We start from the raw sequence: 12,629 nt of genomic DNA, 5'->3' as shown, positions 1-12,629 counted from the left end.
TTCGCCGGCGTGCTCCACTCTGGTGAAAGCGCCGGTGGATTTTACCGATCACCGGGTCCCGGACAGGCGCTGCATCCGCTACAATGCGCGCCGATTTCGACTTGCCCTGAGAGCCCATCCATGTCCGCCTGCCAGACTCCCATCATCGTCGCCCTGGATTTCCCTACCCGTGACGCCGCACTGAAACTGGCCGATCAGCTGGACCCCAAGCTCTGCCGGGTCAAGGTCGGCAAGGAACTGTTCACCAGTTGCGCCTCGGATATTGTCGAGACGCTGCGCGACAAAGGCTTCGAAGTGTTCCTGGACCTCAAGTTCCACGACATTCCCAACACCACGGCCATGGCTGTCAAGGCCGCGGCGGAAATGGGCGTGTGGATGGTCAACGTGCACTGTTCCGGTGGCCTGCGCATGATGGCGGCTTGCCGTGAAGTGCTGGATCAGCGTAGCGGCCCCAAGCCATTGCTGATTGGCGTGACGGTGCTGACCAGCATGGAGCGTGAGGACCTGGCCGGCATCGGTCTGGATATCGAGCCCCAGGAGCAGGTGCTGCGTCTGGCGGCGTTGGCGGAGAAGGCCGGTATGGATGGCCTGGTGTGTTCGGCGCTGGAGGCGCGGGCGCTGAAGGCGGCGCATCCGTCGCTGCAGCTGGTGACCCCGGGGATTCGTCCGGCAGGGAGTGCGCAGGATGACCAGCGGCGCATACTCACGCCGCGTCAGGCGCTGGATGCCGGTTCCGATTATCTGGTGATTGGGCGCCCGATCAGTCAGGCGGCGGATCCGGCGAAGGCGTTGGCGGCGGTGGTGGCTGAGCTGGCTGGCTGATCGCAAGCTTCTGCGACCGCTGTGCGGTCGATCGCTGGCAAGCCAGCTCCCACAAAGTCAGGCAATGCACATACCTGTGGGAGCTGACTCCCACAAAGTCAGGCAATGCACGTACCTGTGGGAGCTGACTCCCACAAAGTCAGGCAATGCACGTACCTGTGGGAGCTGACTCCCACAAAGTCAGGCAATGCACGTACCTGTGGGAGCTGGCTTGCCAGCGATCGAGTGCGAAAGCACTCGCCAGCGATTTAAACCTTCAACACCAACTTCCCAAAGTTCTCCCCGCTGAACAGTTTCAACAAGGTCTCCGGAAACGTCTCCAGACCTTCGACGATATCTTCCTTGCTCTTCAACCGCCCCTCGGCCAGCCAACCGGCCATTTCCTGCCCGGCAGCCCCGAACTGCGCGGCGTAGTCCATCACCACGAAGCCTTCCATGCGCGCCCGGTTGACCAGCAGGGCCAGGTAGTTGGCCGGCCCTTTGACCGCTTCCTTGTTGTTGTACTGGCTGATGGCGCCGCAGATCACCACGCGGGCCTTGAAGGCCAGGCGGCTGAGCACGGCATCGAGGATGTCGCCGCCGACGTTGTCGAAATACACGTCCACGCCTTTCGGGCATTCGCGTTTGAGGCCGGCTATCACGTCTTCGCTTTTGTAGTCGATGGCGCCATCGAAGCCCAGTTCATCGATCAGGAACTGGCATTTCTCCCTGCCGCCGGCAATCCCGACCACGCGGCAGCCCTTGAGCCTGGCGATTTGCCCGGCAATGCTGCCAACCGCTCCGGCGGCACCCGAGATCACCACGGTGTCACCGGCTTTGGGCGCGCCGACATCGAGCAGGGCGAAATAGGCGGTCATGCCGGTCATGCCCAATGCCGACAGATAGCGCGGCAGCGGTGCCAGTGTCGGGTCGACCTTGTAGAAACCGGTAGGCTCGCCAAGGAAGTAATCCTGCACGCCGAGCCCGCCATTGACGTAGTCACCGACGGCAAAATTCGGGTGCTCCGACGCCACGACCTTGCCCACGCCCAAGGCGCGCATGACCTGGCCGATGGCGACCGGTGGGATATAGGATTTGCCTTCGTTCATCCAGCCGCGCATGGCCGGGTCCAGCGACAGGTATTCGATCTTGACCAGTATCTGGCCGTCTGCCGGCGTACCGACAGCTTCTTCGCGGAACGTGAAGTTCTCACGGGTGACGGCACCGACCGGGCGTTGGGCGAGGAGAAATTGACGGTTGGTTTGGGCGGTCATCTCAGGCACTCATGGAAGGAATCATGCTCTGTAGATAGACCTTCAACAGGCCGTGAGCAAGGCTTTCAGATTGGCGAATAGGCCTTGATCGATGCGGTTGATAAGGCCCCGGGGTTTCGTATCACGGCAACGCATAGTCCTTTAACCGGCCCTGTATCGCCAGTGCCGTGCTTTACCTCTGCTGTGATGGCGCTGCGTTTACCACCGGCCATGCGCTGGCCGTGGATGGGGGCGCCACCGCTATTTGATCCTCAGGCCGACCTCGACCATTCTGAATGCGACGAGGTCGTAGCTTTTTGCCATTATTGCGACGTTTTCGTCTTGTGCTGGTGCCTGCGCCATTGCCACTCTGCGCTGATCATCAATGGGCTTGTCGTCATTGAGTATCGGACGGGGACTGCATGCAATGAATGGGGCCGTGAGTGGACGCTTTGCCAACCTGGGCATGGCAAAGAAAATGGGCGTGGGTTTTGCGTTGGTGCTGCTGTTGACCGCGCTGGTCGCGGCAATTGGCATTATCTCGTTGCAGACCATCAGCCAGCGCTTCGAGGGGCTCAAGCAGATGTCCGCGCTCAATAGCGGCTTGCTCAAGGTGCGCCTGCAGGAGCAGGAGTTCGCCTTGCATTCGGACGTCAAGGCGGTCGACGCCTTGCGTGCAGGGCTCGATAGCCTGCTGGCGCAAGCCGCGCAGTTGAAGACGTTGTCGGCGGCCAACGTGCCGGTCATGAATGAAGTCGAGCAGGCACTCACTGCCTATCGCCAGGCCTTCGATCAGTTCGTGGAGTTGAGCCAGGCCAAGGATCTGGCGCTGGACATGGCCAGTTGGTCGGTGTCGAGTGTGGCCAACAACCTGGACGTATTGCAGGCCGGTCTGGCCGACGATGGCAGCTATACCCTGAAGGACTCGCAGGGCCAGAAAGGCTCCGAATTCATCGAGCAGGCCAATCAGGTCAGCCAGGTTGCCCGCTTGATGCTACAGGCGATGGATGAAGCCCGGGTGCGCCTGGAACAGAGTCGCAAGGGCACGGACGACAGCGCTGCCCAAGGCAAGATCGAGCAGGCCGACCAGGCCCTGGCGCTGGCCAATGAACTCAAGGGCAAGGTACAGGACGCGGGCTATCAGACCGTATTGGGCGAGGTCATCACCCATATCACCAGTTTCAGCGAAAAACTGACCGAGTACACCGATCTGCTGGCCAAGGAAAAGCAGGTCTACCTTCAGCTGCATGAGCGCGCCGACCAAGTGGTGGCGCGAGTCGATCAGGCCTATATGGCCCAGGACGACGCAATGCAGGCTGAACTGAAGAGCAATACGCTGCTGATCATCGCCTCCTCGGTACTGGCGTTGCTGGTCGGCCTGGTGGCGGCGTGGATCATCACGCGGTTGATCGTCGGGCCTCTGCGCAGCGTCATTGCACGGGCCCAGCAGATTGCCGCGGGCGATTTGAGCGGTACGATCGAAGTGAGTCGCCGCGATGAAATCGGCCAGTTGATGCAAGCCATGCAGCAGATGGGCGCGGGCTTGAGTGCGATTGTCAGCGGCTTGCAGGCCGGGATCGAACAACTGGCCAGTTCCGCTCAATCGCTTTCGGCGGTGACCGAGCAGACCAACCTCGAGGTCAGCAGCCAGAAGGAGGAAACCGAGCAGGTCGCTACCGCCATGAACCAAATGACTGCCACTGTGCACGACGTGGCGCGCAATGCAGAAGAGGCGGCACAGGCTGCCCAATCGGCTGATGACAAGGTCGAAAGCGGTCAGCAGGTGGTGCGCCAGAGCTTGCAACGGATCGAGCAACTTGCCAGCTCCGCGGCATCGGCCAGCCAAGGCATCGAGAACCTGAGTGCCGAGATCCAGAACATCGGCACGGTGCTCGGGGTTATCAAGAGCGTGGCAGAACAGACCAACCTGCTGGCGCTCAACGCCGCGATCGAGGCGGCCAGGGCTGGCGAACAGGGACGGGGCTTTGCCGTGGTTGCCGATGAGGTGCGAGCGCTGGCCAAGCGTACGCAACAATCCACCGAAGAGATCGAACGCCTGGTCAGTGCCTTGCGCAGCGGAGCGCAATCGTCGGTGGCGCAGATCCAGAGCAGTGGCGAGTTGGTGAAGCTGGCGGTGAGCGACGGCTTGCAGACTGAAAGTGCGCTGGGCAGCATTGCCGCTGCGGTGTCACTGATACAGCAGATGAACCAGCAAATCGCCGCGGCAGCCGAGCAGCAAAGCTCGGTGGCCGAGGAGATCAACCGCAGCGTCACCAGCATCCGCAGCAGCGCCGATCAGTCGGCGCTGGCGATGCAGGGCAATGCGGCGTCGAGTATCGAGCTGGCGCAACTGGGGCATGAGTTGAAGGGGATGGTGGGGCATTTCCGGCTCTGATCTTGTCTCTTGTGGGAGCTGGCTTGCCAGCGATGGCTTCACTGCGGTGGTGCAGACACACCGCGTCACCCCCATCGCTGGCAAGCCAGCTCCCACGGGGATTTCAGTGCGTGCGATTGGCATGTCAGGCACTGATTTCAAGGGGCTCAGGCATTACGCCAGTTGAGAATCAGCAACGTCACCACCCCGGCAACAATCCCCCAGAACGCCGAACCGATCGAAAACAGCGTCAGCCCCGACGCGGTGACCATAAAGGTGATCAGCGCCGCCTCGCGCTCCCTGGTTTCGTTCATCGCGATCGTCAGCCCATTCATGATCGAGCCGAACAGCGCCAGGGCTGCGATCGATAGCACCAGTTCCTTGGGCAGGGCGGCGAACAGCGCGGCAAGGGTTGCCCCGAAGACTCCGGCGATGCCGTAGAAAATCCCGCACCAGACTGCCGCGGTATAGCGCTTGTTGCGGTCTTCATGGGCATGCGGCCCCGTGCAGATGGCTGCGCTGATAGCGGCCAGGTTGATGCCATGGGAGCCGAAGGGCGCCAGCAGCAGCGAGGCGAAGCCGGTTACCGAGATCAGTGGCGACGCCGGGACGTTATAGCCGTCGGCACGCAGCACGGCGATGCCGGGCATGTTCTGCGAGGTCATGGCCACCACGAACAACGGAATGCCGATGCTGATGGTCGCGGCCAGGGAAAACGAGGGTGTGGTCCAGACCGGGGTTGCCACTTCCAGGCTGAAGCCGCTGAAATCCAGCAGCCCCATGAAGCCGGACAAGGCCGTGCCGATCAGCAGGGCAGCCAGCACCGCATAGCGCGGCGACAGCCGTTTCATCAGCAGGTAGGTGAAGAACATGCCCAGGACCAGGCCGGTACGGTGTTGCGCGGCGACAAAGATCTCACTGCCGATCTTGAACAGGATGCCGGCCAGCAGTGCTGCGGCCAGGGAGGAGGGCAGGCGCCTGACCAGGCGCTCGAAGCTGCCGGTCAGGCCGCAGATCAGCACCAGCACGGCGCAGGTAATGTAAGCACCGATGGCTTCGCCATAACTCACGCCCGACAGGCTGGTAATCAGCAGGGCCGCCCCCGGTGTCGACCAGGCCACGGTAATGGGGGTGCGATAACGCAACGACAGTCCAATGCTGCACACCGCCATGCCGATCGACAGGGCCCAGATCCACGAGGAGATCTGCGCGCTGGTCAGCCCGGCAGCCTGGCCGGCCTGGAACATCAGCACCAGGGAGCTGGTGTAGCCGGTCATCATCGCAATGAAACCGGCGACGATGGCAGAAGCAGAAGAGTCGGCCAACGGGCGCAATTGCGCAGGGGTGGCGTCGGTCATGCGGGCAATCCTTTAAGCAGGTGAAGGCAGTTTTTCAGACTACCGCGCGGCCCGGGGACTGTTGCGATACAGCGAGAATCGCATTTAGCCGTACAGTCACCCCTGCTGGGCGGCCTCGCCGAGCGCCTTGTTCACGGCCAGCCAGCCGTCCACCGCCGCATCGCCGGCCTGGGCGAAGGCTCGTTGCAACAGTTTGACCTGCTCGCGGCGCAGCGACTGCTCGAAGCGCAGCCCTTCGCCGGTAAGGCCCAGCAAGCGCTTGCGCTTGTCGGCCTCGGGGGCAACGCTTTGCACCAGGTTCATTTCCATCAGTTGGCGCAGCGGCGTGTTCAGCGCCTGCTTGCTGACGCCGAGTTTGCCCAGCAGCTCTTTGATGCTCAGGCCCGGGTAGCGCGCGATGAAAAACACGATGCGTTGATGCACCCGACTCAGGCCGCGGCGCGCAAGCATCGCGTCGGCCTTTGCGGTGAACGCCTGATAGCCGAAGAAGAAGGCTTCCATGGCGACTTGTTGAGAAATCTGGTTTTTAAGGTCAAGCATATTGACGTATCCATGCCCGGCGTCGTAATTTCGGTCAACTAGTTTGACGTATTTTTCTGCCCTTGCGCTACGGTGATTTCCATGGCCTTCTCCGAACGTGTTTCCCGCCTGAAAAGCTCTTTGATTCGTGAAATTCTGGCCGCGGCCCAGCGTCCGGAAGTGATGTCATTTGCCGGTGGCCTGCCCGCCGAAGCCATGCTGCCGAAAGTGGAATGGGCGCAGATGCCCGCTGCGATGGGCCAATACGGCATGAGCGAAGGCGAGCCTGCCCTGCGTGAAGCACTGGCGGCCGAAGCGCGCGCCCTGGGGGTGGACTGTGAAGCGAGCCAGGTATTGATCGTCAGCGGCTCGCAACAGACCCTGGACCTGGCCGCCAAGCTGTACATCGACAAGGGCACCGAGATTCTGCTCGAAGCGCCGACCTACCTGGCCGCGCTGCAGATCTTCCAGTTGTTCGGTGCCGACTGCCTGACCGTCCCGCTGCAAGCCGACGGCCCTGGTCTCGGTGCGCTGCGCGAGCGTCTGCAGCAGCACAAGCCCGCGTTTGCCTACTTGATCCCGACCTTCCAGAACCCGTCGGGTGTGCGTTACAGCGAAGCGCGCCGTGATGCGGTCGCGGCAATGCTCGATGAATTCGACGTCACCCTGATCGAAGACGAACCTTACCGCGAGCTGAATTTCGACGGTGGCAAGGCGCAGCCCATCGTCAGTCGCCTGAAGAAGGCCAGCTGGATCTACACCGGCACCGTGTCCAAGACCCTGCTGCCTGGCCTGCGCGTCGGTTACCTGATCGCCAGCCCCGATTTGTTCCCGCACCTGCTGCGCCTGAAGCAGTCGGCTGACCTGCACACCAACCGAATCGGCCAATGGCAGGCCTTGCAGTGGGTCGGCACGGAGAAGTTCAAGGGGCACCTGGTCGAGCTGCGTGACTTCTACCGGGTCCGTCGCGACGCCATGCAGGTGGCGCTGGAGCAGCATTTCGGCGACCTGGCCGACTGGCACGTGCCTCAGGGCGGCCTATTCTTCTGGCTGACACTCAAGCAGCCGCTGGACACCCGCACCCTGCTCAAGCCGGCACTGGAGCAGAACATTGCCTTCATGCCCGGCGAGCCCTTCTTTGCCGAGCCGGATGCCAATCCGGGTTACCTGCGGTTGAACTTCAGTCACATCGCACCTGAGCGCTTGAGCGGAGGGCTCGAGCGCCTGGCTGCGGTTGTTCGTCAGGCGCAAGCGGCCAAGGTGGCCTAAGGGGAGGGGGTATGTACAAAGTCTATGGCGATTATCAGTCGGGCAACTGCTACAAGGTGAAGTTGATGCTGAGCCTGCTCGGCATCCCGCACCAGTGGCATGCGGTGGATATTCTCAATGGCGAAACCGAGACCTCGGCGTTTCTGGCCAAGAACCCCAACGGCAAGATTCCGGTGCTGGAGCTTGAAGACGGCATGTGCCTGTGGGAGTCCAACGCGATCCTGAACTTCCTGGCAGAGGGCAGCGAGTTCTTGCCCAAAGAGCCGCGCCTGCGTACGCAAGTGCTGCAGTGGCAGTTTTTCGAGCAGTACAGCCATGAGCCTTATGTGGCGGTGGCTCGTTTCATCCAACTGTACCTTGGCCTGCCGCAAGAGCGCCGGGCCGAGTACGAAGGCCTGCACAAGCGTGGCCACAAAGCCCTGCGGGTCATGGAGAAACAGCTGCAGTTGACGCCTTTTCTGGTCGGCGAGCAGTACTCGATAGCCGATGTCGCGCTTTACGCTTACACCCACGTGGCCCATGAGGGTGGGTTTGATCTCGGCGAGTATCCGGCGATTCAGACCTGGTTGAAACGTGTTGAAAGCCATCCGCGGCACGTCGGGATGCTGGATTGATCTAGACTGCGCCATGAACCGGCCCTTGTGGCCGGTTTGTTTTTGACTGTACGAAACCTGCAAGGAGCACTTATGCGTTTCCTCTTCCCGTGCCTGGCGCTGGCTGCGTTGTTGCCTTTGGCTGCGCATGCCGCAGACGATTGCGACGCCACTCAGATGGCCATGAACCAATGCGCCAGCAATGACCTGGCCAAGGCCGATGCCGACCTGAATAAGTACTACAAGGAACAGATGGGCTTTCTACAGGGCAAGACCCGTCAGCAGGCCTTGAAGGACTCTCAGCGCAAATGGATCGCCTTTCGCGATGCCGATTGCCTGTATCAGGTCGGGAAAGCCGAGGATTCGGGTACGATCTGGCCGTTGATCCAGGCCAAGTGTCTGGCGGAGCACACACGACTGCGGGCGCAGCAGTTGAAGAACTATACCCAGTGCCGCAGCGAGGATTGCCCGCGCTGACACGCCGAAATGCTGACACGGACACCTGTAGCCGCTGCCGCCAGGCTGTCGCAGTGGCGCACCAGCTGGAGTCCCGCAGGGGCTCCCTGGCGATCTTGAGATCCTACGCCTGCTGCGCAGGCGAGCGCAGCCTTCGGCAGCGGCTACAGATTTTTACGCCGCCGCGAAACGCTTCTGCAGATAATCGATGATCACCTTGGATTCATACATCCAGGTGGTCTGGCCATTCTCTTCGATGCGCAGGCACGGCACCTTGATCTTGCCGCCTTCGCTGAGCAGCGTCTGGCGGTCCTGTTCGCTGTTCCTGGCGTCGCGCAACGTCACCGGCACATTCAGGCGATGCAAGGTACGGCGGGTCTTCACGCAAAACGGGCAGGCGTGGAACTGATACAGGGTCAGGCCCTTGGCGGCCTGTTCGACCTGCTGCTGGGCCGCAGCGCTGCGCTGCTGCTTGCGCGGGCGGGTAATGAAGTCGATGAAGACAATGAGCTGGCCCAGGCCAACTCGCAGTGCTTTGACAATCATGGCTGGAAATCTCCAAACAATAAAAAAACCGACCTGGGCAGGCCGGTTTCTTCGAATAGCCGATTACTTGATCAGGCTGAGGAACTCACTGCGAGTCGCCGCGTTATCGCGGAAATCACCGAGCATTACCGAAGTAATCATCGCCGAGTTCTGTTTCTCCACACCGCGCATCATCATGCACATGTGCTTGGCTTCGATCACCACCGCAACACCCAGTGCACCGGTCACCTGCTGGACGGCATCGGCGATCTGGCGGCTGAGGTTTTCCTGGATCTGTAGGCGGCGGGCGTACATATCGACGATCCGCGCGACTTTCGACAGGCCCAGCACTTTGCCATTGGGGATGTAGGCGACGTGCGCCTTGCCGATGAAAGGCAGCAGATGGTGTTCGCACAGCGAATACAGCTCGATGTCCCGGACCAGGACCATTTCGCTGTTATCGGAGCTGAACAGGGCACCATTGGTGACATCTTCCAGGGTTTGTTCATAACCGCGGCAAAGGTACTGCATGGCTTTGGCGGCACGCTTGGGCGTGTCGAGCAGGCCTTCACGGGATACATCCTCGCCGATTTGGCCGAGAATTGCGGTGTAATGCTGTTCCAGGGACATGGATCTACCTGTGGGGTTTTTTTTCGCAAACGCGAAGGGTACGGCGGCTGTGACGGCGCTGCAAGCACAAGCTATTCGTCACGACCTTCGAGCATGGTTCGCTTGAGCATCACATACACCGCGCCAGCGCCGCCATGACGGGGTTGGCATGAGGTGAAGCCGAGCACCTGCGGATGTTGCCGCAGCCATGTGTTGACGTGACTCTTGATCATAGGACGTTTGCCGTCCAGGCGCACGGCTTTGCCGTGGGTGACGCGTACGCAGCGAATTTCGAAGCGGGTGGCCTCGGCGAGAAAGGCCCAGAGAGTCTCCCTGGCCTTTTCGACGCTCATGCCGTGCAGGTCCAGGCTGCCTTCGAAACCTATCTGGCCCAGCTTGAGCTTGCGCATCTGGCTTTCCTGGACGCCATCGCGCGACCAGTGCAGCTCGTCTTCGGGGCCTACATCGATCACGAACTGATCGGACAGGCCATCAACGTTGGTGGCGTTGCTGCGAATGGTTGCTGCCTGGCGCAACGTGGCCAGCTGTTTGCGATCAGCCTTGGGTTTGCCGGTGTCGGCGCGATCATGCTTGATCGGCTTCACACCATGCATCTGGCTTTTGAACAGGGAAAAATCGTCGTCTTGCATGTAAGCCTCCGCTAGGAGGTCCAGTTTACGCGACTCGCTCTACGGACAGTCCCGTCTCAGTCATGTTTTTTCATCAGGTGCGGCGCCAGGTTGAGCTCCTGATTGCGTCGCATGCGGCGTCTGCAGACTCGCCACAACCAGATCCCGAAATACAGCAGCAACAAGCCCAGCACGAGGATCAGCGCCGCGCCCACGGGGCTCGCATTGAGATCGCCCAACGCCGGCGGGCGCCCAAGCAGGCTGGCGGCGCCGGCCATGGCCAGCAGTACGCCAAGGGTTGCCAGCAGGGCAGAAAATGCCGCGCCCAATCGCATGCGCCAGTTACGCGGTTCACGCGGGCGCAGTCGTCTGGCGTCGAAACCATCGGATAACTTCATTCCGATTTCCTCTATGGATATCGGGCCTTTGACCGAAACGGAGCAAGGTGGTTCCGGCGATCAGGTGATTTACCCCTGTAGCCGGGGGCTAATCGGATGGGCGGCCGTCCTGTGCCACCGGTCCTCAGCGAATCAAATCAAATCTTTGGTCAGTGCCACGCTGGCGAAGTTGTCCGCCATGATCGCCATTTCGGTCTGCTGTACCTGCAGGGCGCTGATCACGCCATCCTTGAATGGCAGGTCGCGGGTGGCGCAGGCATCTTCAACCAGGGTGCAGCGATAGCCGTAGTCCTTGGCTGCGCGCACGGTGGTGCTGACGCTGGAGTGGCTCATGAAACCGCAGACGATGATGTCCAGGTGGCCGACCTTTTCCAGCAGAGTTTGCAGGGTGGTGCCATTGAAGGCGTTCGGCAGGCGTTTCTCCACGATCGGCTCATCGCTCAGTGGCTGCAGCTCGGGAATGAAAGTGCCGCGCTCGCCTTGAGGGTCGAACAGGCCTCCCACGGTTCCCAGGTGGCGAACATGCACCACGGGACGACCAGCAGCGCGGGCGGCAGCCAGCAACTGAGCGATGTTGGCAACCGCCTCGTCCATGCCGGACAGCGCCAGGGGACCGCTGAGGTATTCCTTTTGCGCGTCGATAATCACCAGGGTGGCATGGTTTTTCAGAGTGGCCGGTGGATAACCTCGGCCGCTGAGTTGGAACATCGTCTTTGGAACGGGCATCGGGGGCTCCTTTGAGTGGGGCTTTTGTGACATTGTCCACTGCCGGAGCACTTATGTGAACCGCTTCGGTTGCAGGCAGCGTGGTTACTGGCCTGTAGCCACTCGCCAGGACGCCGAAACAGTGCTTCAGGGGATCAAATCCTGCATTTGGCTGTTAGAATTGCAGGTCGTATTTCAAGGAGTCTACCGTGAACACTTCCCGCCTGCGCACCCTGCGCGACCACATCCGTTGGGCAGTCAGCCGTTTCCATGAGGAGGAACTGTTTTTCGGTCATGGAACCGATAACGCCTGGGACGAGGCGCGGCTGTTGGTGCTGGGAGCCGTCCACCTGCCTTGGGAAATCGCCGACAGCTATTTGGACTGCCGTCTGGAAGACGATGAAATCGCCCGTCTGCAGTCGCTGATCAAGCGCCGCATCGAAGAGCGTGTCCCCACGCCGTATCTGCTGGGCGAGGCCTGGTTTTGCGGGATGTCGTTCATCGTCGATGAGCGGGTACTGATTCCGCGTTCACCGATCGGCGAGCTGATTGAAAAGCGCTTCGAGCCCTGGCTGCCCGCCGAGCCGGCGCGCATTCTCGACCTGTGCACCGGTTCCGGTTGTATCGGGATTGCCTGTGCCGATGTTTTTCCCAATGCCGAAGTGGTGCTGGCCGACCTGTCGTTCGAGGCCCTGGAAGTCGCCAACCAGAACATCGAGCGACATGGTCTGGAGGAACGGGTCTACGGCGTACAGGGCGACGGTTTCAGCGGGCTGCCGGGCCAGCGGTTCGACCTGATCGTGTCCAACCCGCCGTATGTCGATGCCGAAGACTTTGCCGACATGCCCGAGGAGTATCATCACGAGCCGGAACTGGGCCTGGCCTGCGGCGACGATGGCCTGGACCTGGTGCGGCGGATGCTTGCCGAAGCTGCCGACCATCTTAACGAGAAGGGCTTGCTGATCGTCGAGGTCGGCAATAGCCAGGTGCATGTCCAGGAGCTCTACCCGGAAGTGGACTTCGCCTGGCTGGAGTTCGCGCGCGGGGGGCATGGGGTGTTCATGTTGACGGCCGAGCAGTGCCGGCAGCATCAGGGGGTGTTTGCTTCGCGGGTTTGATTGGTTGGCTTTAGGGCCCTAT

General features: G+C 61.2%; 14 protein-coding genes and 2 pseudogenes. 8 read left to right on the top strand and 8 right to left on the bottom strand.

Going from position 1 to position 12,629, the window contains the following annotated elements; translation table 11 throughout:
• Positions 1-120: 120 nt before the first annotated feature.
• Entirely contained in the window at positions 121-822 is a 702-nt protein-coding gene (pyrF, locus tag NVV94_RS19545) for an orotidine-5'-phosphate decarboxylase (protein WP_258444021.1), read from the top strand.
• A 248-nt stretch (positions 823-1,070) separates the two neighbouring features.
• Here the strand turns inward: pyrF and NVV94_RS19540 are convergent, their stop codons facing one another.
• Complete coding sequence (locus tag NVV94_RS19540; RefSeq protein WP_258444020.1) at positions 1,071-2,075, bottom strand: NADP-dependent oxidoreductase; 1,005 nt, start codon at positions 2,073-2,075, stop codon at positions 1,071-1,073.
• Positions 2,076-2,230: 155 nt separating this feature from the next.
• Here NVV94_RS19540 and NVV94_RS19535 point away from each other — a divergent pair.
• The 3 genes and pseudogenes from NVV94_RS19535 to NVV94_RS26985 form a co-directional block, all read left to right on the top strand.
• Positions 2,231-2,323 (top strand): annotated as a pseudogene (locus tag NVV94_RS19535) (short chain dehydrogenase); the annotation flags it as partial.
• 116 nt (positions 2,324-2,439) lie between these two features.
• Positions 2,440-3,540, top strand: a pseudogene (locus tag NVV94_RS26990) (methyl-accepting chemotaxis protein); the annotation flags it as partial.
• Positions 3,541-3,567: 27 nt separating this feature from the next.
• Positions 3,568-4,449 carry a methyl-accepting chemotaxis protein gene (locus NVV94_RS26985; protein ID WP_408733515.1) on the top strand — a complete coding sequence of 294 codons (882 nt, stop codon included), beginning with the start codon at positions 3,568-3,570 and terminating at the stop codon, positions 4,447-4,449.
• A 146-nt stretch (positions 4,450-4,595) separates the two neighbouring features.
• Here NVV94_RS26985 and NVV94_RS19525 read toward each other — a convergent pair whose 3' ends face one another.
• Together NVV94_RS19525 and NVV94_RS19520 are read right to left on the bottom strand one after the other, a co-directional pair.
• Positions 4,596-5,786, bottom strand: coding sequence for a benzoate/H(+) symporter BenE family transporter (locus NVV94_RS19525; protein WP_258444018.1), 1,191 nt, complete (start codon positions 5,784-5,786; stop codon positions 4,596-4,598).
• Between the two features lie 96 nt (positions 5,787-5,882).
• On the bottom strand, positions 5,883-6,326 hold the full coding sequence (locus tag NVV94_RS19520) for a MarR family winged helix-turn-helix transcriptional regulator (protein ID WP_258444017.1): 444 nt from the start codon (positions 6,324-6,326) through the stop codon (positions 5,883-5,885).
• An 81-nt stretch (positions 6,327-6,407) separates the two neighbouring features.
• Between NVV94_RS19520 and NVV94_RS19515 the strand changes: the two genes are divergently transcribed.
• The 3 genes from NVV94_RS19515 to NVV94_RS19505 all read left to right on the top strand — a co-directional run bounded on the left by NVV94_RS19515 (position 6,408) and on the right by NVV94_RS19505 (position 8,644).
• Entirely contained in the window at positions 6,408-7,574 is a 1,167-nt protein-coding gene (locus NVV94_RS19515) for a PLP-dependent aminotransferase family protein (protein ID WP_258444016.1), read from the top strand.
• 11 nt (positions 7,575-7,585) lie between these two features.
• Positions 7,586-8,188 carry a glutathione S-transferase family protein gene (locus NVV94_RS19510; protein ID WP_258444015.1) on the top strand — a complete coding sequence of 201 codons (603 nt, stop codon included), beginning with the start codon at positions 7,586-7,588 and terminating at the stop codon, positions 8,186-8,188.
• A gap of 72 nt (positions 8,189-8,260) precedes the next feature.
• Positions 8,261-8,644, top strand: a complete 384-nt coding sequence (locus tag NVV94_RS19505) for a lysozyme inhibitor LprI family protein (RefSeq protein ID WP_258444014.1) — start codon at positions 8,261-8,263, stop codon at positions 8,642-8,644.
• 153 nt (positions 8,645-8,797) lie between these two features.
• Here the strand turns inward: NVV94_RS19505 and NVV94_RS19500 are convergent, their stop codons facing one another.
• The 5 genes from NVV94_RS19500 to NVV94_RS19480 all read right to left on the bottom strand — a co-directional run bounded on the left by NVV94_RS19500 (position 8,798) and on the right by NVV94_RS19480 (position 11,510).
• Positions 8,798-9,169 (bottom strand): glutathione S-transferase N-terminal domain-containing protein, encoded by a 372-nt coding sequence (locus NVV94_RS19500; protein WP_258444013.1) that lies wholly within the window; start codon positions 9,167-9,169, stop codon positions 8,798-8,800.
• Positions 9,170-9,232: 63 nt separating this feature from the next.
• Positions 9,233-9,778, bottom strand: coding sequence for a GTP cyclohydrolase I FolE (folE, locus tag NVV94_RS19495; RefSeq protein WP_258444012.1), 546 nt, complete (start codon positions 9,776-9,778; stop codon positions 9,233-9,235).
• A 71-nt stretch (positions 9,779-9,849) separates the two neighbouring features.
• Complete coding sequence (locus tag NVV94_RS19490) at positions 9,850-10,407, bottom strand: Smr/MutS family protein (protein WP_258444011.1); 558 nt, start codon at positions 10,405-10,407, stop codon at positions 9,850-9,852.
• A gap of 56 nt (positions 10,408-10,463) precedes the next feature.
• Positions 10,464-10,784 (bottom strand): hypothetical protein, encoded by a 321-nt coding sequence (locus NVV94_RS19485; protein WP_258444010.1) that lies wholly within the window; start codon positions 10,782-10,784, stop codon positions 10,464-10,466.
• Between the two features lie 132 nt (positions 10,785-10,916).
• Positions 10,917-11,510 carry a cysteine hydrolase family protein gene (locus NVV94_RS19480; protein ID WP_258444009.1) on the bottom strand — a complete coding sequence of 198 codons (594 nt, stop codon included), beginning with the start codon at positions 11,508-11,510 and terminating at the stop codon, positions 10,917-10,919.
• 188 nt (positions 11,511-11,698) lie between these two features.
• On the opposite strand from NVV94_RS19480, the gene prmB reads away from it, so the two are divergent.
• Positions 11,699-12,607, top strand: coding sequence for a 50S ribosomal protein L3 N(5)-glutamine methyltransferase (gene prmB, locus NVV94_RS19475; RefSeq protein ID WP_258444008.1), 909 nt, complete (start codon positions 11,699-11,701; stop codon positions 12,605-12,607).
• Positions 12,608-12,629 lie beyond the last annotated feature (22 nt).

Origin of the sequence: Pseudomonas sp. LS1212 (genome assembly GCF_024741815.1) — a bacterium.
Taxonomy (GTDB): domain Bacteria; phylum Pseudomonadota; class Gammaproteobacteria; order Pseudomonadales; family Pseudomonadaceae; genus Aquipseudomonas.
The sequence above is the reverse complement of the archived record's forward strand: the minus strand, read 5'-3'. Positions and strand labels throughout refer to the sequence as shown.